Raw genomic sequence first — 20,558 nt, 5'->3', positions numbered from 1 at the left:
ATCAGCACACCCCGTGCCCGCCGAGAAGCAGCCACGACGCCCGTGCCGCAGCCGCTGCGGCGCGGCACCGCGGGCACGTTCCCTTCGTACCCGGCGGCGAGGCATCCTCCCACCGGGCGGCCCAGGACTATCGGCACGACCTCGACGGCCTGCGCGGGCTCGCCATCGCCATGGTGGTGCTGTTCCACCTGTGGGTCGGGCGGGTGTCCGGCGGGGTCGATGTGTTCCTCGTGCTGTCCGGATTCTTCTTCACCGGAATGTTGCTGCGGCGCAGCGACGCGCACGTTCGGCTTCCGGTACGGCAGATCCTGACCCGTACCGCGCGGCGGCTGCTGCCGGCGCTGGTGGTGGTGCTGGCGGCCACCGCGCTGGTCACCGTGATCACCCGGCCGTTCACACAGTGGGATGCGACCGCGGATCAGCTGCTGGCGTCGGTGTTCTACCTGCAGAACTGGGAGTTGGCGCGGACTGCGGCCGAGTATCAGGCCGCCGACGCCTCGGTCAGTCCGATGCAGCACTTGTGGTCGATGTCGGTGCAGGGCCAGTTCTATCTGCTCGCCCTGGCGGTTCTCACAGCCATCGTCGGGGTGTGCCGCCGCGGCCGGTGGCCGGGTGCGGTGCGCCCGGTCACCGCGGTGGTCCTCGCCGCCGCCGGGACCGGGTCGTTCTGCTACGCGATCGCCGCCTCGCGGACGCAGCAGTCGTGGGCCTACTACGACACCGCTGCCCGGCTGTGGGAGCTAGTGGCCGGCGCCCTGCTGGCCCTGGCGATCGGCCGGGCGGTGGTGCCGCGGTGCGGCCGGTCCGTCCTCGCCGGCGCCGCTCTGGCCGTCATTCTCACCTGCGGGCTGATCTTCGACGGGGCGACCCAGTTTCCCGGGGCGGCGGCGCTGGTCCCGGTTGGGGCGACCTGTGCGCTCATCCTCGCCGGCGCCGGAACCACCGGTACACCGGATGCACCGATGGTGGTGCGGCTGCTCGCCTCCCGCCCCTTCGTCGAGCTCGGGCGGATCGCCTACGCCCTGTACCTGTGGCACTGGCCGGTGCTGATCTTCTACCTCAGCTGGCGCGAACGCCCAGCCGTCGGGCTGACCGGCGGACTGATCGTCCTCGCGGTCTCGCTGCTGCTGGCCTGGCTCACCTACACATGGGTGGAAACTCCCCTGCGCAGCGGCCGCCGACCGCAGCCGGCGTCGCCGCTCCGCGCCGTCACCCGCCCCCGCGTCGTCACCTCGATCGTGGTCGCGGCGGCTCTCGCCGTGGTGGCGGTGGCCGGCGGGTGGAAAGGGTATCTGGCGCAGAATCCGGAAACCGCCGCCCGCGTCGGCGGGCTCGACCCGAAGATCTACCCCGGGGCTGCGACACTGACCGACGGGGTGTTCACCCCGCACGCAAAGATGCGGCCGAGTCTGCTCGAGGCCCCCGGGGATCTGCCACCGTCGAGCTTCGATGGATGTATCTCGGACCTCAGCACCCGAGAAGTGATCTCCTGCCGCTACGGTGACCTCGCTGCCACCCGGACACTGGCGGTGGTGGGCAGCTCGCACGCCGAGCACTGGCTGACCGCGCTCGACGCCATCGGCAAGAACCGCGGAGTGCGGATCGTGTCATATCTGAAAATGGGATGCCCGCTGAATCTGGGCGAGCCGATGCTCGGTGATCAACCCTATCCGGATTGCCGAGACTGGTCCGCCGAGGTACTCGACCGGCTGCGCGATGACCGCCCCGATGCGGTGTTCTCCACCGCCACCCGTCCCAGCCCCGACGGGCCCGGCGACATCACCCCCGACGACTACACCCAGGTGTGGGCCCGGTACGCGGACTTCGGGTTGCTGTTCCTGGGGATCCGCGACACCCCCTGGTTGCATCGGGACGGGGTGCCCTACCGGGCGATCGACTGCCTGGCCGACGGCGGTGACGCCGACTCGTGTGGCATGCCGCGGGATGCAGTGCTGGCGGCGAGCAACCCCGCCGCCGCGGCCGCCGCCCTGTTTCCGCTCGTGCATCTGCTCGATCTGTCCGACGCGGTCTGCGATGTGACGATCTGCCGGGTCGTCGAGGGCAACATCCTGCTCTACCACGACTCCCATCACCTGTCGGCGACCTACGTGCGCAGCCTGATTCCGGAGCTGGACCGGCAGATCGGCGCCACCACGGCCTGGTGGTAGCCCAAGTTGGGGAATCCGGGCGCCGCCGCGATAGGGTGAAGATGGTGCGCCGGGAAGTCTGGTCGGCAAATGTTTTCGCAACTCTCCGACCGGACGAGGACCGCATCATGTGCATCCCACCCTCACTCCTGCCCGTCAGCCGCCGCACCCTCGAAGCGGCGTGGACCGTGGGTAGGTGGCCGCGATGAAATACGTTCCCCTTGCCACGCACGGCATTTACCACGATTCCGCAGACAGCGTCCCGGTGCGCCGGGCCTGCCGGGACCGCCTCGAGCACTGGCACGTCCCCCACGCACTGCAGCGGTTCGACACCTCCCTGGGAGTGACCACCGTGCTGTCGGCCGGAACGAGCACCACCGGGCGTCCGCCGGTGGTGCTGCTGCCCGGGGCCGATCTGAACGCGGCCACAACCCTGGCCACCGTGTGCGCCCTGCGGGGACAGCACCGCGTCCTGGTCCCGGACATTCCCGGCGAACCGGGTCTGAGCTCGTCGCGGCGCCCGCACCGGTACCGGCATCTGCTTCCGGTCTATGGGCACTGGCTCGACGAGTTGCTCCCGCAACTGTGCAGTGAGCCGGTGATCCTGGTCGGGCATTCCCTCGGCGCCGGAATCGCCCTCGCCTCCACACCGTCCGATCGTGTCGCAAAACTGGTCCTGGTCAGCCCGGCGGGCCTCGTCGCGATGCGGCGCACCCGGGAGCTGACCTGGTTGCGCACGAAGTGGCGGCTCGACGCCACCCTCGGCAACAGCGAACAACTGCTGTCGTATCTGATGTCGCCGCGGTTCACCCCCGACATGAGCCTGGTCTCCTGGTACAGCATGGTCGCCGAGCACTGTTTCCCTGGTCGGCTGCCCCGGCGTCTGCCCGCCCGGCTGGTACGCCGCTGGTCCGGTGTCCCGGTCGTCGTCGCGACCGGGGAACACGACCGACTGGTGACCGCGCAGTCGCTGCGCCCCCGGGTGCGATCGCTGCTCGGTGTCGACATCCACACCCTTCCCCGGTGCGGGCATCTGGCGTTGCGCGAGGCACCCGGCACGGTCGCCGAGCTGATCACCCCCGCTCCGAACAATCAGAAGGAAGCCGTGTGAATACCCGCCCGACCGCCACCCCCCTGTTCCCGCGTGGATCGTGGGCCGAAGCCTCCCGCATCACCGAGATCCTCCGTAAGGAAACCGTCGGCGGTGCCCTGCTACTCGTGGCGACCGTCGCTGCGATGGTGTGGGCCAATTCGCCCTGGTCGAGCGGCTACGATGCGCTGCGCGACTTCACGGTCGGTCCCGAAGCGCTGCACCTGAATCTGTCGATCGGAACCTGGGCAGCGGACGGGTTGCTGGCGATCTTCTTCTTCGTCGTCGGCCTCGAACTCAAACGCGAGTTCGTCGCCGGGGACCTGCGTGACCCGCGGCGGGCGGCGCTGCCGATCGCCGCCGCGGTCGGCGGCATGGCCGCACCCGCAGTAGTGTTCGTCGCCGTCAACGCCCGCACCGGCGGTGACGCCCTGCAGGGGTGGGCGATCCCCACGGCCACCGACATCGCCTTCGCCCTCGCGGTGTTGGCGGTGATCAGCACCCACCTGCCGTCGACGCTGCGCACCTTCCTGCTGACCCTCGCGGTCGTCGACGACCTGCTGGCGATCACCATCATCGCGGTCTTCTATACCGACAAGTTGTCGGTGTTGCCGCTGCTGGCGGCGTTGATCCCATTGGCAGCGTTCACCGTGGCCGTGCAGCGGCGGATCCGGTCGTGGTGGCTGCTGCTTCCCCTCGCCGCGCTGACCTGGGCGTTGGTGCATGCCTCCGGGGTGCACGCCACCGTCGCCGGGGTGCTGCTCGGCTTCGCCGTCCCGGTCCTGCGCAGCCGGGCCGCCGGCGGCCCGGACGCCGGACCGGGGTTGGCCGAGCACTTCGAGCACCGGATCCGCCCGATCTCGGCCGGATTCGCGGTCCCGGTGTTCGCGTTCTTCGCCGCCGGCGTCACCATCGGCGGGCTGACCGGCCTGACCGACGCCCTGTCCGATCCGATCGCGGTCGGCATCATCGCCGGCCTGATCGTCGGCAAAACGGTCGGGATCTTCGGCACCACCTACCTGCTGTCCCGGTTCACCCGGGCCACCCTCGATGCCGGGCTGCGCTGGATCGACGTCCTCGGGGTCGCGATGCTCGCCGGCATCGGGTTCACCGTGTCCCTGCTGATCGGGGAACTCGCCTACGGGCAGGCCAGCGCGGCCGAGGATCACGTCAAGATCGGTGTGCTCTGCGGTTCGGTGGTCGCCGCGGTCACCGCGGCCGGCGTGCTGCGGCTGCGGAACCGGGCGTATCGGCTCATCGCCGAACAGGAAACCGTCGACGCCGATGGCGACGGAATCCCCGACGTCTACCAGGACAGCCACCGCGAGTGAAGTTCCGCGACCGGGCCTCGAGGACAACATTTGCGCAGCAGTCGCGGGTGTTCTGTCGCGTCCGTCGGTCGCGTATCGCGCCTAATGCAGCCCAGCGCCGACGAGGCAGCCCTGGTCCGCCGAGCAGTGATCGTTCCCGGGGGGCCCGAAACCCTACGACACCAAGCGCTTTCCGACACACCGGCCGGGCGGGGTGATCGGCTGATCCTGGTCGACGCGCCCCACCAAGCGGTGCTCAGAGATTGACGGACACCCACACGTACGTGGCGAGCAGCACCAGGTGCACTCCTGCCTGGAGTGCGGTGACGCGGCGCGGAACGATGGTGAGCATGCTGACGACAACGGTCGCCGCCAGCAACACTAACTGGGGGGATTCGAGGCCGAGCAATACCGGGCCGTCGAGCCAGATCGCGGCCACCGCGATAGCGGGAATGGTCAACCCGATGCTGGCCATCGCCGATCCGAAAGCAAGTCTCAGGCTGATCTGAATCCGATTGCGCCCCGCTGCACGGACCGCAGCGAGCGCTCCCGGCAGCAGCACCAACAGCGCGATCACCATCCCCACCACGGCGTAGGGCGATCCGGCGCCGGCCACCGCGGCCGCCGGGGAGGTCACCGTCGCCAACCCCACCACCGTGACCAACGCCACCAACAAAAGCCCCAGGCTCACCCACGCACTGCGGCTCGTCACCGCGGCGGTCGGTGCGTCTTCGCCCGGGGTGTCGGAGAGTGGCACCGGCAGGAGTGGCTCCCGATGGCGCCCGGTCTGGGTGCGCACGAACATCCCGTACAACAGCAGCGACACCGCCGCGGCGAAAATCAACTGCCCGGAAGAGAACTCGAAGCCCGGCCGGCTCGTGTCGAATGTCGGTACCACCAGTGTCAGGAAGACCACGGAGGCCACCGTGGTCAGGGCGGCCACGGTTCCGTCCGCGTCGAACAGCACCACCCGACTCGCAGAGCACCAATCAGCAGCGACACCCCCACGATGCCGTTGAGGGTGATCATCACCGCGGCCACCACGGTGTCTGTGGCCAGCCCCGCCGCCTCGGGGCCGCCGGGGACCATCAACGTCACGATCTACGCCACCTCGATCACGGTGACCGCGATCCCCGACCTTGTGCGCGACCGCCTCCGCCTGACGTAGCGCTGCCAGCACCGTGCCGACCAGAACCACCGCTACCCCGAGCACGCCCGCCGGCGGCCCCACATCTCGCCCCCAAGACCACACCAGCACCAGCGCCGCCGCGATCAGCATCAGCAACGGCCACAATTCGACTGCAGCATGAGCGACGCGGGTTATGAAGAGCACTGTGCCAGGTCCGCCGGCGTGCGCGCGGGATTGCATCACCCAACACCCGAAGGCAGTCCCCGCGCGATCGACGCCCTACTCGATCCGCAAGCCTGACTGCGACCGACGAGAGTACGACGCTCGCCATAGGAAATGCCTCGCCCCGGAACTCCGGGCTTACTGAAGGCGTTCCTGACTATGGCTGGGACCCAGGGCGACTGGTCCCGCCCTGGTTCGGCGGCGCGGTGACCGTCTGGGTACAACCCGTCAGGGGTGTCCGTTGTGATCGTCGCCGCGGGCGTCTTCCTCGATCAGGTGGTCGAGTAGCTCCGTGGTGGCGTCGGCGGCGAGGGAGAAGGGTTCGAGGACCACCTCGGCGCCGGCTGCTCGCAGTTGCTCGGCGTCGTGGACGGTGTGCGCTGTGAGAGCGATGTGACCACGGTACTCATGGTGGTTCAGGGCGTGCAGGAGCGCCCGGTTGGTCTCGAGCAACGGGATGGTGCTGATCACGAACCGGGCCTGGTTCAGCGGCAGCGTGTCGAGGAAGTGCACGTCCTCGGCGCTGCCGTAGATGGCGGTGACGCCGTCGCGGGTGTTCGCTCCGACCCGCTGGGGGTCGAAGTCGACGGCCAACACCCGGTGTCCGGCCCGGCTGAGGTGGTCGGCGACGTGCCGGCCGAACCGTCCGAGTCCGTAGAGGATGGCGTACACGTCGGATTCGGCCTGGGTGACCTCGGATGCGCGGCTGCCGGTCCACTCGAACACCCGCAGCCACCGCTGGAGTCGGGCGTAGATCTGGTGCGAGTACAGGATCAGGTAGGTCGAGCCACCGATCGTGGCGAGCCCGACGACGGTGATCAGGCTGACGGTGGCGTTTGTGATATGGCCGAGGCTCAGGCCCAACGCGGCCAGGATGAGGGAGAACTCGGAGATCTGGGCGACGGTCAGACCGGCCAGGAACCCGACCCGCACCGGGTAGCGCATCGCGGCCATGATTAGCACGACGATCAGCGGGTTTCCGATGAGCACGAACAGCGAGAAGATCACCGCCTCCGGAATCTGGTCGGCGGCGTGGGTGAATTCGAGCCGGGAACCCAGATCCAGGAAGAAGAACAGCAGCAGGAAGTCGCGCAGGCTCACCAGCCGTGCTCCGAGCGCGTCACGGTACGGAGTGGACGCCAACGACACCCCGGCGAGGAAGGCCCCGACCTCGGAGCTGAAGCCCAGGGCGTCGCTCACCGCGGCGATCGAGACCGCATAGGCCACCCCGAACAGCACCAGCAGTTCCTGGGATCGGGCAATGTGGTGCAGCAGCCAGGGCAGCACGTACCTCATCAGGACGGCGACGGCGGCGAGCAGGCCGACACCCTTGACGACGACCATCGCGATGTTCACGGCCAGACTGTCCCCGTTCTGCCGTCCGAAGACGTTGAGCGCGATCATCACCAGCACGACGACGATGTCCTGGACGATCAGGAATCCGACCGCGATCCGCCCGTGAAGTTGCTCGAGCTCGCGTTTGTCGGACAACAGCTTCACGATGATGATGGTCGAGGAGAACGTCAGGGCGACCGCGACATACACCGCGGTCACCGCGTCCATGCCCAGCGCGATCGCTATCAGGTATCCGACTACCGAGGTGAACAGCACCTGGCCGAGACCGGTCGCGAGGGCGACGGGACCGGTGCTGCGGATCAGATGCAGGTCGAGTTTCAGGCCGACGAGGAACAGCAGGATGGCGATGCCGAGGCGGGCCAGGAGCTCGATCGTGCTGTCGGCGGCCACCCAGCCGGTGCCCGCCGGCCCGACCAGGATGCCGACCCCGATGAACGCGACGATCATCGGCTGCCGCAGCCGGGTGGCCAGCAACCCGGCCACCGCCGCGATGGCCAGGATGACCGCGATCAGGGCGAAGTCGTGCAAGTCCGCCATGTGTGACTCCTTCGCGTTGCGGCACTGTGCATCGTTGCTGCATGGCTCGCTGACCGTTGGGAATTCAATTCAGGCTTCCTCCGGCGGCCAGGTAGCCGTCGATGGCGCGTTGGAGGCGGTCGAGGGCGGTGCCGTAGGAGGTGAAGTCGCCGGTGTGCTGGGCCTCGCGCAGACTGCCCAGGGCTGCGTTGAGTTCCAGGACGGCGGCGGTCAGTTCCTCGGACACGTCCGGGGGTGTGGCGGGCGGCGTACCCACCGATGGTGGCGGCGCGGTCTCCGGTGGAGGGGGCGGGGGTGCGGTTGCGGCGTCGCCGCCGGGTGCGGTCGCCGCGCGTCCGGTGCCAGCGCCGAAGACCTGGTCGAGGGCTTCGGCGAGGGTGGGGGCGTAGCCGACCCGGACCCCGCCGGTGCCGGGTTCGCGGTAGCTGACGAGCACGCGGGCCAGCTGTGGGAATGTTGATCCCTCGGCGGTGGTGGACAGGCGTTCGGTGAACAAGGGTTCGACGTAGAGGACGCCGCCGTCGGCGATCGGCAGGGTCAGTAGGTTCCCGTAGTGGATGCGGTTCGACCGCTCCAGCAACGTGCGCTCGGACGCCACTCGGGTGTCGGAGATCATCGAGTTCTGGATCTGCTGCGGCCCCTGGGTCAGGGTGTCGGTCGGCAACTGCAGCACCTCGATCCTGCCGTAGTTCTCGGGGTCCGAGCGCACCGAGAGGTAGGCGGAGAGGAATTCGCGGTTGAACCCGACCATGGCGGAGGCAAGCCGGAACGACGGCTGAGCGGTGGCCTGGTCCCCGACGAGGATGTAGTAGGGGGGTTGCTGGCCGCTGGTGTCCGAGGTCGGATCGGACGGCACGGACCAGAACGCGTTGTTGGTGAAGAACTCCCGCGGTTCGTTGACGTGGTACTTGGCCAGACGTTCACGCTGGATCCGGAACAGGTCCTCGGGATAGCGGAAATGGGCACGCAGATCCTCGGAGATCGCCTCGTCGGGCCGGACGGTGCCCGGGAACACACTCATCCACGCGGCCAGGACCGGATCGTCCTGATCAACCTGGTAGAGGGTGACGGTGCCGTCGTAGGCGTCGACGGTCGCCTTGACCGAATTTCGGACGTAGGAGACTTGCTCCCGGGGCAGTGTCCGTCCGGTGTCGGGGTCGGTGACGACCGGTTCGCTCAGGGCCCCGGCTTGCGAGTACGGGTAGTGCTCGACGGTGGTGTAGGCATCGACAATCCAGGTGATCCGCCCGTCCACGACCGCCGGATACGGGTTGTTGTCGGTGGTCAGCCACGGGGCGACGTGTTCGACCCGGGTGGTGGGGTCGCGGTTGAAGATGATCTTCGACTCCGGCCCGATGGCGCCGGAGAACAGGATGTTTCGCTCGGCGTACTGGGCGGCGAACGCCAGCCGGTTGACCCAGTTCCCGATCGGCACCCCACCGGTCCCGGTGTAGGTGTAGGTGGCGGTGTCGGTGTCGTACTCGCGCGGGGTGGCGCCCGCCCCGGCGCCGACGATGGCGTAGTCCGGGCTCTCGGACTGCGCGATCACCTCGCCGTAGTAGATGCGCGGCTGTTCGACCGGGATGATCTGGTTTCCGACGGCCTGGGAGGCGATGTCGCTGACGGTGTAGATCGGGTAACCGCTGTCACTACTACTGCTCTGCCCGGAGGCGTCCCGGACGGCGGCATTGACCCGGTTCGCCGGCGCCGCGACGAACCCGTTGCCGTGGGTATAGACCAGATGCCGGTTGATCCACTGAGTCTGGTTGCCGCTGAGGCTGTTCGGGGCCAGTTCGCGGGCGGCGACGATGTAGTCGGCGAGTTCGCCGTCGATGGTGTAGCGGTCGATGTCGAGGGTGGGGGTGAAACCGTAGAAGTTCTTCAGCTGCTGCTGCTGGGTGAAGGTGCGCGAGAGCACATTCGGGTCCAGCAGCCGGGCATTGGCGATGGTGGTGACGTCGGCCGGGACCTCTCGCGGCGGCCGGGTACCCACCCCCGGGTAGTCCCGGTATTCGACCCGGTCGGGTCCGAGTCCGTACGCCTGCCGGGTGGCGGCGATGTTGCGTTCGATGTAGGGGCTTTCCCGGTCGGCGGCGTTCGGGCGGACCGAGAACTGTTCCATCAGCGCGGGGAAGATCCCGCCGACCAGGATCGAGGACAGCACCAGCAGGGCGGCGGCCATCGCCGGGATCCGCAGATCCCGCACCACGATCGCGGCGAAGAACGCGATCGCGCAGATGATTGCGATGGCGAACAGGATCAACCGTGCCGGGAGTACGGCGTTGATGTCGGTGAAACCGGCACCGGTGAAGGTGGGTTCCTTCCGGCTCCCCCACAGCAACGCATACCGATCCAGCCAGTAGGCGACCGCCTTGAGCGCGATGAACGACCCGGCCAGCACCGCGAGCTGAATCCGCGCCGCCCGGGTCAGCGCACTCACCCCCGCCCCGGGCTCATCCCGACCGCCGGGCTCGTCCCGATTCTTGCTGTTGCCGCCGTCCTGATCCTGGTTCGTGGTCGTGCTCTTGAACGACAGCCGCAGCCCACCGAACAGGTAATGCGTTGCCAGGTTCAGCACGAACGCCAGGAACGTCGCCACGAACAGCCAGGTCAGCACCAACCGGTAGAACGGCAGGTCGAACACGTAGAAGCCGATGTCGTGACCGAACTCCGCATCTACCGTCCCGAACCCGCCGCCGCGGAGGAACAGCTGCACCGTGGCCCAGTTCGCCTGTGCGCTCAACCCGAACGGGACCGCAACCAGCAGCGGAACACCGATACCGAACCACCGCGGCCGGCTCATCACCACAGTCCGGTACTCCTCGATCGGGTCCTTCGACGACACCGCGGCCGCGAACAGCGGGCGCGACCGGTACGCCCACACCAACACCGCGAACATCAACCCGGCCACCACGAGCGTCACCACGACGAACAGGATCAACCGGGTCACCAGCACCGTCCCCCACACCGACCGGTACCCGAGCTCCCCGAACCACAACCAATCGATATACACCGACACCAGCCGGGGCCCGATCACCAGTAACGCCACGAAGGCCAGCAGCACCACCACCGACACCGACGCCCGCCGCGACAGCAACCGCTCCGGCTCGGAGGATGCCATGCTCGCCTCCCGGCGCTCGCCCAGTTCGCGAGAGAATCTCGCTGACCCTCCAGCAAATCCGGGATGTCCGATTTATCCCATTCTAGAGGCCCTCGCCGGCGCACACATGGATACGTATGGCGGCGGATATCCGCCTGTCATCAGCGCTGGGGCCAATTTCGTGACGACCGGGTCACTACCCATAGCGGCCCGCCCTAATGTTGTCGCAGCGGCTTCCGGCTCCGGCGTTGCCACGGGGCCCTCACCGCCGGTGAGGCCTCCTGCCGCAACCGAATCGAACAACCTTGACTTTACCTCTACTTTAACATTGATCTACTTGCACCTTACTCTAGATCGGGTTACCGTCCACTCAGCTGCAAGTACGGCGGCGAACCTCCGCCTCTGACCCATGAGCAGGCGGGGTTCCGTCCAATCGAGAGATTGGACGGCTGCCCGTCACGTAGCGCGCCGACGTCGAATCGTTTTTCCGTCGGACGCCGCAACACGGGCTGCGGATCCCACCGGTTCGGCATGGGCGCGCGGACCGGTGGGGTTTCCTCGCGTGCACTAGTCCCTAGTCCTCGCTCGCTGCACCCTTTCGAAGACCGCGGGATCCCGGCGGCGCGCGCGGCGATGACCAAGGAGTGCTACGAAGTGTCTCGATCGCACCGACCGCGTTCACTGCTCCCCCGCCCCGGTCACTGTCCAGGGCAGGAACGAGCGCGTCGGCATGCGGCGCGGACAGCTTTGATCGCGGTTTATGTAGTGGCAGCGACGGGATGCGGTGCGTCGTCACCGGAGAGTGCACCGCCGTTCTGGCGTTGGACGTCGTCACCGAGATGGGCGGTCTCGACCATCCCTGGGACGTGGTGTCCGCGCCGGACGGCACGCTACTGACAGGCGAGCGATCCGGCCGGTTCGTCGTCAAACGGCCGGACGGTTCCACCGGTGTGCTGGTCGCGGATCTGTCCGACCTCGTCGTCCACGGTGAGCTCGGTCTGATGGGCATCACCCTCGCCTCCGACTTCGATCGCACCCGCACCCTGTACGTGTGCCGGACCCATGCCGCCGGTGCGGTCACCGATATTCGGGTGCAGTCCTGGACGGTGGACGCGCAGTGGACCGCGCTGACACCCACCGGCGTCCTGGTCGGCGGCCTGCCCCTGAGCGCCCGCGGCCGACACGGCGGCTGCCGCATCCTCCCCCGCCCGGACGGGACACTGCTGATCGGCACCGGCGACGTCACCGACGCGGCGGCGCCACAAGACTCCGATCCCTCGGCGGCAAAGTACTGCGGGTCGACGGCGCCACCGGGGCACCCGCAGCGGGCAACCCGTTCCCCGACAACACCGTCTACACGCTCGGACACCGCAACGTCCAAGGGCTAGCCATCCGCCCGGACACCGGCGAGATCTATGCCGTCGAGCAGGGCACCCACCGCGACGACGAGGTCAACCGACTGACACCCGGCGGCAACTACGGATGGAACCGGACACCGGCGACGGCTTCTACGACGAATCCCTCCCAACGACCGACCCCGACCGCGTCCCCTCGGCCGTTGCGGCGGTGTGGAGGTCAGGTGCCGCGACGATCGCTACCGCCAGCGGCGCCTTCGTCACCGGCCCCGTGTGGGGCGAGTGGGACAACGCCATTGCGGTCGGCGTCCTGAAGGGACAACAGGTGCTGTTCCTGCGCCTCGACCCCGCTGGCACCGGGGTCCTCGCCGAGGCCGCACCCCCGGAACTGGCCGGTCACTACGGCCGCATCCGCACCGTCGCCGTCCAGCCCGACGGCTCGCTGCTCATCACCACCGACAACGGCGACGACGACAAGGTGCTCCCAGTAACCCCCGCAACCGGGCGATGAGCGAAGTCGATCGCCTCGCCGGCGGTTGACCGCAACGGCCCCGTTGGCGCTATCCGTACCATCACTGGCGGGCTCCAACTCCGAGGCTGGTCGTGCGGCGTCGAAGTTGTTTGTCGACGGCGACCACGGCTGTGGTGACAACGGCGATCGCGAGGATGCGGATCCACGCGTCGGCGTTGATCGGGGCGGTGCCGAAGACCGTGTTCATGGCGGGCAGATAGGTGATGGCGATCTGACCGAATGCCTGGGCGGTGACACCGACGATGATCCAACGGTTGCTGAACAGGCCGATCCGCCAGGCCGAGCGGCTCAGGGATCGACAGCTGAACAGGTAGAAGGCCTCGACGACGACGAAGAGGTTCAACGCCGCCGTGCGGGCCTGCTCGAGGCTGGCGCCGTGCGCTTGCTCCCATTCGAACAACCACCACGAGCCGGCCACCAGCAAGGACGAGACCAGCAAAATTCTGACGATCAGGGCACCGGTCAGCAGCGGCTGATCCGGGCGGCGCGGGGGGCGAGTCATGATCCCGGCTTCCTTCGGTTCGAAGGCGAGCATCAGCCCGAGGGCGACCGCGGTGGTCATGTTGATCCACAGGATCTGGGTCGGCAGGATCGGCAGTGCGGTCCCCAGCACGATGGCGACGAGGATGACCAGGCCCTCACCGAGGTTCGTCGGCAGCGTCCAGGTGATGAACTTGGTGAGGTTGTCGAACACCCCGCGCCCCTCTTCCACGGCCGCCTCGATCGTGGAGAAGTCGTCGTCGGTGAGCACGATGTCGGCGGCGTCCTTGGCCACCTCGGTGCCGCTCTCCCCCATCGCGACCCCGATGTTGGCCTGCCGGAGCGCGGGAGCATCGTTGACTCCATCACCGGTCATGGCGACCACCTGGCCGCGCGCCTGCAACGCCTCGACGAGTCGCAGTTTCTGTTCGGGCGACACCCGGGCGAACACTGCCGCCCGGTCCACTGCCTCGGGATACTCCTCAGCCGGGAGTGCGGCGAGATCGGTACCGGTCAGGACCGCACCGATCCGGTCATTGTTCGGGTCGAGCAGCCCCACCTGCCGCGCGATCGCTGTGGCGGTACCGGCGTGATCGCCGGTGATCATCTTCACCGAGACACCCGCCTTCCGGCATGCGCGAACGGACGCGGCCGCCGCCGTGCGGGGTGGGTCCAGCATGGCCTGCAGCCCGGTCAGCACCAGCGTGCCCGGCAGGATTGGGTCGCCGAACTCGTCGGGGTCGACGACCGGGCGGACGGCGGTGGCCAGGACACGCAGGCCCTGCCCGGCGAGGCCGTCGGCGGCGCGCAGCACCTGTCTGCGCTCGATCGGGCGGACGGACCCGTCATCGGCCAGCACCCCGTCACACAGCTCGATCACCCGCTCGACAGCTCCTTTGGCCAGGACGACGTGCTCTCCGGTGTCGCGGCTGCGGTGCAGGGTCGCCATGTACCGGCGCTCGGAGCTGAAGGCGATGGTGGCCACGCGTGGATGGGTCTCCGTGAAACCGGTGAGGTTCAGGTTCGCCTTGGTGGCCGCGACCATCATGGCTGCCTCGGTGGGATCGCCGAGAATCGTCCATCGACCGCTGTCGTGGCGCAGTAGCGCGTCGTTGCAGGCGGCGCCCGCCAGCAGGCACCACCGCAACGCCGGATGGGACTCGATCGGTGCCGCGGTGCCCTCACCCTCGTCCTCGAGCAGTTGTCCCTCGGGGTTGTAGCCGGAGCCGGTGACCTCGAACTGGCCGTCCGGGGTCCATATCCTGCGGACGGTCATCTGGTTTTCGGTCAACGTACCGGTCTTGTCCGAGCAGATGACCGTGGTACTTCCCAGCGTTTCCACCGCCGGAAGCCGCCGGACGACCGCACCGCGCCGCGCCATCCGGGACACCCCGATGGCCAGGGTGATGGTGACGGCCGCGGGCAGACCTTCCGGAATCGCCCCGACCGCCAAAGCGATGGCGGCGGTGAACGTCTCGATCGCGTCCTGCCCACGCAGCAGTCCGATACCGAAGGTCGCCGCGGCCAAGGCGAGGATGGCAACAGTCAGAATCTTGCTGAACTCGGTGAGTTTCGTCGTCAGTGGTGTGGCCAGCGACTCCGCGGCTCCGACCAGCCGGTGGATTTCGCCGAACTCGGTCTCCGCGCCGGTCGCCACCGTCACTCCGGTGCCGGTACCGGCGGTGATCAAGGTGCCCGAGTACGCCATGTTCCGCCGGTCGGCCACCGGGGCCGGCCGGGGCACGATCACCTCGTCCTTGGTGACCGGGGCGGACTCTCCGGTCAGCGGCGATTCGTCCGCCCGCAACTGCGCCACCCGGATCAACCGCAGGTCGGCCGGGACCTTGTCACCGGCCTCCACGTTCACCAGATCGCCCGGCACGAGCGCCTCGGACGCAATGGTCTGTCCCTGGCCGTCGCGGACGACTCTGGCCGTCGTGTGCACCATCGACCGGAGACTGTCGAGTGCCGACTCTGCCTTCGATTCCTGGATGAATCCGATCACCGCGTTGGCCACGACCACCGCGAAGATGACCGCCGAGTCGACGTACTCACCCAGCACAGCGGTGATCGCTCCCGCGACGAGGAGCACGTAGATCAGCGGATTGTGGAACTGTGTCAGCATCCGCATCACGACCCCGGGGCCGGCGACGGCGGGCAGCGTGTTCGGGCCGAACGATTCCAGTCGCCGCGCGGCCTCGTCGCTGGACAGACCGCGGTGCGGGTCGGTTTCGAGCAACAGCACCACCTCGTGCGCTGCAATACTGTGGTGCGTGTTGCGCCCGCCCGTCCGCCACGCCGAGTCGGTGTCGGCGCTTCTCGATCCGCCGGTGTCCTCGCCTCCACGGGAGGTCGACACCCGGTTCACCGACGATCACCCGCGGCACCCGGAGCCGAGTCACGGGGTGATTCCCGCCGGACGGCGTCGGGAACATCGGCCCCCGGGCCCACCGGTCCGACCGGCGAGGGCTCGACAACCAGTACCGGCACCCTGGCGTGCTGCACCAAATCGGCGGACACGCTGCCCAACAGCCGAGGCGTGCGGCCACGACCGCGCCTGCCGACGACCAGTAGGTCCATGTCCTGCTCGTCGGCGAACCGGCGCAACGTCTCACCAGGGGGCCCGGCCAGTACCTCGTAGGTGGTCCGAACACCGACAATGCGGGACGCTGCACTCGCCAACCGCTCCGTCGCCGCCGCGACCGGTCTCGTTGCATCGCCGTCGACCGCGTCGTCGTAGGAGACCACCTCCGCGAGCACGAGGGCCCCGCATCGGTCACCCATCAGAGCGAGCGCGGCGTTCAGGGCGCGCTCCGCCTCGGCCGAGCCGTCCAGTCCGATCAGCATCCGCGGCTTACGCGGATCGGCCGACTCCGCAGCTCCCGTATCGCCCGGACCCGAGGCAGCCAGCAGCGGGCGGCGCTCGACCCGTTCGAAAGCGATCGGCACGAACAACGGCCCCAACGCCACCGCGATGCCCGTCCACAGCGGGGAGTGGCCGCGCCGGGCCATCCACCATCCGGTGACCAGGCCGATGAGGATCCACCCGAAGACGAACACCACCACGACGATCGAGTTCATTTCCTCACAATCGTCGGCAGGCCACCCAGGCCGCTAGTGGCGAACGGCACCTTCTCGAATGACCTTCGAAAGGGGGGCTCACACCCGGTGAAAGGACCGAGCACTTGGATTCCGCGGCAGTTCCCGGCAGGCGCACCGGCCACGCACGAATCGGGAATACAGTGCTGCGGACGGGCTCCCGCCGGTCCACCTCGCCAGACGGGGGGCGAATACCGACCGACCACACCCGTGCTGCACAGGGCTGATCACGTTCGGTGCCGACTGCGCGAACGCCGCGGCTACCACTCGAACGACCGATGACACCTGCTGCTCGTCTCGAGATTCTTCCAGTCGATTACCTCCACCCGACGTCCACGGGACGATGATCAGCATCCGGGCCGGCACACCACACCGGATCATCACCGCGCACAGGCTGTGTCGGGCCAGCCTCATCGCGGAACGCTCACACGGTCGGTCCGGCGAGGACTTGACCGAGGACCGTCGAATCCTGTCATCCGAATCGTCTCCAGAAAGCCGTGAAGTTCGCACTCGCTGCATACCGTGGGCACAAACGACGGTGGTGACTCTCGGTGTCGCTGCCGAGGACAGATCATATGTGCCGGTCATATGTGGTCGGACTTCCGGTTCGATCGATGAGGTATAGCTTTCGGTTGTGTGCCGGTGCCCGGAGCGTGTGGGGCTGGGTGGGTGACACGGACGCGGGAGATGCGGCGGCCGTCGAGGGCGCTGACGGTGAGCGTGGCGGCGTCGAAGGTGATGCTGTCACCGAGTTGCGGGACGCGTTGGAGTCGGTGCAGCAGGAAACCGGCCACCGTTTCGTACGGGCCATCGTGGAGGGTGATGCCGGTGGCGGTGTCGAAGTCCTCGATGATCAAGAGCCCGGCCACGTTCTGGTGGGTCGGCCGCCGCGATGCGCCGTCGGCACCCACCGGCGGGGAGGGATCGTCGTACTCGTCGCCGATTTCGCCGACGATCTCCTCCACGATGTCCTCGAGGGTGACGATGCCGGCGGTGCCGCCGTATTCGTCGACGACGATGGCGATCTGCTGGTTGTCGCGGCGCATGTCCGCCAGCGCCGCCAGGGCCGGTTTGGAGGCGGGCAGTTGCAGGACCGGCCGGCTGAGCGCCGCCGCCGTGGTCACCTGGTTGTCGTCGGCGAGCAGCAGATCGCGCAGGTGGACGAATCCGACGATGTCGTCGAACGAGTCGCCGACGACCGGGTACCGGCTGTGCCCGGACGCCAGGGCCTGCTGCCGGGCCCGGGCGAGGGGGGTATCGGCGGGCAGGAAGTCGACGTCGGTGCGCGGGCGCATCACCTCGATCAGGGAGCGGTGACCGGCGTCGAAGACCTCCGAGAGGATGCGGCGCTCGTTCTCGGCGATCGCGGTGTGCCCGAGGACGAGATCGCGGAGTTCTTCGTGGGTGATCGCTTCGTTGGTCGCCTTCGGGTCCCCACCGAGCAGGCGCACCAGCAGGTCGGTGGAGACCGAGAGCAGCCAGATCACCGGGCGCATCACGGTGGCGAACCGGTCCAGGGTCGGCGCGGTCAGCAGGGAGACGCCGGTGGCGCGTTGCAGCGCAATACGTTTGGGCACCAGCTCGCCCAGGATCAGGGACAGGTACGCGATCATCAGGGTGGTCCCGATCAGGGCGGTCGCGGCGGCGGCCCCGGTCGGCAGGCCCCACGATTCGAGGGTGGGCACCAGGGCGGGGGCGATGGTGGAGGCGCCGTAGGCGGCGGAGAGGAATCCGGCCACGGTCACACCGATCTGCACCGCGGAGAGGAACCGGTTGGGGTTGCGGGCCAGCGCGGCGGTGCGGGCGCCGCGGCTCCCACGACGCTGCAGGTGCCGGATCTGCCCCTCCCGCAAGGACACCAGCGCAATCTCGGTGGCGGCGAACACGCCACCGACCAGCACGAAGATCAGCACCAGTGAGGCATTGACCACGGTGTCGTTCATCGCCGCCGCCCAGATCGGGGCGGCCGGGGTCTGTGACGGTGACCCATGCCCTTTCTCCTGGAGAGTTCGTCGATCGCGGAGTGGGGCTCAGTATAGGCGAAAACGAACAAATCGGACAAAACGGACATTGCACAGTCGTACCCCCTCCCTCTTGCGGGTTCGAAGCACCTGGTGGCGGGCCCCGGCCGCTGGGCGTGCGCGATGAGCACAGTCCTTGTCGCTCTTCAGGAGGTCGGATCAACGCGGACAACCATCAGCGGGCAGTGGGATGCGTGGAGCAGAGCTCGGCTGGTTGACCCGAGAAGGAGTGCGGTGAATCCTCCTCGGCCGCGGCTGCCGGTGACAACCAGCTGCGCGTGATGGGACAGCTCGACGAGGTGGTGTACCGGACGATCACGAACGACGACCTTCCGCACAGCCACGTCGGGGTACCTCTCGTGCCATCCGGCCAGGCTCTCGGACAGCACCGCCTCCTCCGCGGTGGCGATTTCGGCCCAACCGAGATCGTGGTCGCTCAGATCGGTTGTGAAGACTGTGGTGAGGTCGAAATCGCTCCATACGTGCACCGCAACGAGGTCCGTGTGCCGTATCCGGGCTTCCTCTAACGCTGCGCCTATCGCCGCTTCGCTCCGCGGGGAACCGTCGACTCCCACGACGACAGGACCGGCGTCGATCGGAGGCGTCCCCCGGACCACCACGACCGGACACGGTGCATGAGTGGCCACTGCCGTGCTCACCGAGCCGATGAGGCCACCGGTGAACTCGCCGAGTCCGCGCGACCCGACGACGAGCATGCGGGCTGTCTCCGCCAACTCGAGCAATACCGCGGCCGGGGCACCCTGGAGCAACGTCGTGCGGACCGTCAAAGGAATGTCGGAGGTGACTTTCGAGGCGAATTCTGCTGCGGTATCGAGGCGCTGCTTTCCCATGGCTTCAAGGTCCGTGAAGGACCCCGCGGACAGATTGATCGCGTCGCCGAAAGTGCCCGGCCGGGCGATGACCGAGGACGCCAACAGCAGCGGGACGGTGCGGAGCGCTGCCTCGCGTGCGGCCCACCGAACCGCGTCGAGGGCCGGCGCCGAGCCGTCGACTCCGACAACAATGGGGGCGTCGGCGCGCAGGGGAACTCCTCTGCTGACTTGTTGGGACGGACACTCGGACGTCCAGGTCCCTGAACGCTTCCGACGACATCCGTCACGTTCCATCGACTGTGTCCGCGTCAGCCACTCCGTCAGCTGTTACCGCGTCCGGCCGGCTAGGCTCCGGACTCCCGAAGTTGGCCTGATGTGCAAAGCGATCCGGACCTGACTGACCCAGGGGCGACACCGTTGGATTTGTCTGGGTACCGTGGTCGAGTCTGATTGGGCGTTGATCAGGAGCCCCTGGCCTGACTTGCACGGATGGCTGCTTCGTCTGACGGCTTCAATGAAAGTTTCCCCATAACCTGCCGATTCGTCAGGTCGTCTGACGAACCCGATCCGCACAAACCTAGCGGGGGTTGGCCAAGATACGACGGAAACCGGCAACCAGTGATATCGAGTTGAACTTGCCGCAGGTGAGGTGCGGGGGCGGATCGGCGTCGGCTGCCCGACCAGGGGCAGCGATGCGCAAACGCCGCCTGAGGCCGACCTTGTGTCACCGTTCGCCTCCGCTCAGATCGGTCGACGGCGCACCCGATAGCGCAGGTGAAGCACCCGGTTGCTCTGAATCACCACGTCAGGATCCTCCAACAGGTGCTGCGCGTGGACCGACCCGAAGTAGCGCTTGCCGGACCCGAACACGACGGGTACGACGTCCATGCGCACCTCGTCGACCAGGTCTGCGGCAAGCACCTGGCCACCGACGTCGCCAGCGGCGACCTCGACGATGCGGTCGCCCGCAAGCTCCTGCGCCTTGGCCACGGCTGCCTCTGACGCCGTCGACGAAGTGAAACGGCGTCTCGGGGTCCCAGCCCTCGGGTTCCGGCCGGTGCGTCACGACGACCACGTGGTCGATCCCGCTCGGAGGTTTTCCGTCCCAGCCGTCCGTCATGTCGAAGACGTGGCGGCCGACGAGTGTCGCCCCGATCTGGTCCCAGTACGGCCGGGTGTAGTCGTAGGACGTCTGCGACACCTTCACCTCGCCGCTCTCGTCCAACGGGACGTCACCGCCGGACAACCAGTCGAACAGCGGTCCGGGCCGGTCATTCTCGTCCGCGATGAAGCCGTCCACCGACACCGAGCTGTACATGACCACCTTGCCCATGGGGCTCTCCTCTA

The 20,558-nt window shown here is 68.0% G+C and carries 9 protein-coding genes and 3 pseudogenes; 4 read left to right on the top strand and 8 right to left on the bottom strand.

Annotation, left to right across the window (positions count from 1 at the left end; translation table 11 throughout):
- Positions 1–149: 149 nt before the first annotated feature.
- The 3 genes from FND50_RS00215 (at position 150) to nhaA (ending at position 4,568) form a co-directional block, all read left to right on the top strand.
- Positions 150–2,168 carry an acyltransferase family protein gene (locus FND50_RS00215; RefSeq protein ID WP_260851087.1) on the top strand — a complete coding sequence of 673 codons (2,019 nt, stop codon included), beginning with the start codon at positions 150–152 and terminating at the stop codon, positions 2,166–2,168.
- 184 nt (positions 2,169–2,352) lie between these two features.
- Complete coding sequence (locus FND50_RS00210) at positions 2,353–3,258, top strand: alpha/beta fold hydrolase (RefSeq protein ID WP_144284354.1); 906 nt, start codon at positions 2,353–2,355, stop codon at positions 3,256–3,258.
- Positions 3,255–4,568: a Na+/H+ antiporter NhaA gene (gene nhaA, locus FND50_RS00205; protein ID WP_144284353.1), complete on the top strand. Its 1,314-nt coding sequence runs from the start codon at positions 3,255–3,257 to the stop codon at positions 4,566–4,568. Before FND50_RS00210 ends, nhaA begins: the two co-directional genes overlap by 4 nt.
- Positions 4,569–4,803: 235 nt before the next feature.
- On the opposite strand, the pseudogene FND50_RS00200 reads toward nhaA, so the two are convergent.
- The 3 genes and pseudogenes from FND50_RS00200 to FND50_RS00190 form a co-directional block, all read right to left on the bottom strand.
- Positions 4,804–5,826 (bottom strand): annotated as a pseudogene (locus FND50_RS00200) (calcium:proton antiporter).
- Positions 5,827–6,126: 300 nt separating this feature from the next.
- Positions 6,127–7,791 carry a cation:proton antiporter gene (locus FND50_RS00195; protein WP_144284352.1) on the bottom strand — a complete coding sequence of 555 codons (1,665 nt, stop codon included), beginning with the start codon at positions 7,789–7,791 and terminating at the stop codon, positions 6,127–6,129.
- Positions 7,792–7,855: 64 nt separating this feature from the next.
- Positions 7,856–10,912 carry a UPF0182 family protein gene (locus tag FND50_RS00190; protein ID WP_144284351.1) on the bottom strand — a complete coding sequence of 1,019 codons (3,057 nt, stop codon included), beginning with the start codon at positions 10,910–10,912 and terminating at the stop codon, positions 7,856–7,858.
- Positions 10,913–11,656: 744 nt separating this feature from the next.
- On the opposite strand from FND50_RS00190, the pseudogene FND50_RS37700 reads away from it, so the two are divergent.
- A pseudogene (locus tag FND50_RS37700) lies at positions 11,657–12,757 on the top strand (PQQ-dependent sugar dehydrogenase).
- A gap of 61 nt (positions 12,758–12,818) precedes the next feature.
- Here FND50_RS37700 and FND50_RS00180 read toward each other — a convergent pair.
- The 5 genes and pseudogenes from FND50_RS00180 to FND50_RS00160 form a co-directional block, all read right to left on the bottom strand.
- Positions 12,819–15,521 (bottom strand): cation-transporting P-type ATPase, encoded by a 2,703-nt coding sequence (locus FND50_RS00180; RefSeq protein ID WP_260851086.1) that lies wholly within the window; start codon positions 15,519–15,521, stop codon positions 12,819–12,821.
- A 101-nt stretch (positions 15,522–15,622) separates the two neighbouring features.
- Entirely contained in the window at positions 15,623–16,339 is a 717-nt protein-coding gene (locus tag FND50_RS00175) for a universal stress protein (RefSeq protein ID WP_144284349.1), read from the bottom strand.
- 602 nt (positions 16,340–16,941) lie between these two features.
- The gene (locus FND50_RS00170; protein ID WP_144284348.1) at positions 16,942–18,300 is read right to left on the bottom strand and encodes a hemolysin family protein; all 1,359 of its coding nucleotides are present in this window, start codon (positions 18,298–18,300) and stop codon (positions 16,942–16,944) included.
- 224 nt (positions 18,301–18,524) lie between these two features.
- Positions 18,525–19,421: a universal stress protein gene (locus FND50_RS00165; RefSeq protein ID WP_144288938.1), complete on the bottom strand. Its 897-nt coding sequence runs from the start codon at positions 19,419–19,421 to the stop codon at positions 18,525–18,527.
- A gap of 531 nt (positions 19,422–19,952) precedes the next feature.
- Positions 19,953–20,544 (bottom strand): annotated as a pseudogene (locus FND50_RS00160) (dihydrofolate reductase family protein).
- Positions 20,545–20,558 lie beyond the last annotated feature (14 nt).

The organism is Rhodococcus sp. WB9 (genome assembly GCF_007558985.1).
GTDB lineage: Bacteria > Actinomycetota > Actinomycetes > Mycobacteriales > Mycobacteriaceae > Rhodococcus_F > Rhodococcus_F opacus.
The sequence above is the reverse complement of the archived record's forward strand: the minus strand, read 5'-3'. Positions and strand labels throughout refer to the sequence as shown.

Excerpts from the sequence above, each read along its gene's own strand:
- FND50_RS00170 (WP_144284348.1), bottom strand. The coding sequence starts at position 18,300 with ATGAACGACACCGTGGTCAATGCCTCACTGGTGCTGATCTTCGTGCTG.
- FND50_RS00175 (WP_144284349.1), bottom strand. The coding sequence starts at position 16,339 with ATGAACTCGATCGTCGTGGTGGTGTTCGTCTTCGGGTGGATCCTCATC.
- FND50_RS00210 (WP_144284354.1), top strand. The coding sequence starts at position 2,353 with ATGAAATACGTTCCCCTTGCCACGCACGGCATTTACCACGATTCCGCA.
- FND50_RS00195 (WP_144284352.1), bottom strand. The coding sequence starts at position 7,791 with ATGGCGGACTTGCACGACTTCGCCCTGATCGCGGTCATCCTGGCCATC.
- FND50_RS00190 (WP_144284351.1), bottom strand. The coding sequence starts at position 10,912 with ATGGCATCCTCCGAGCCGGAGCGGTTGCTGTCGCGGCGGGCGTCGGTG.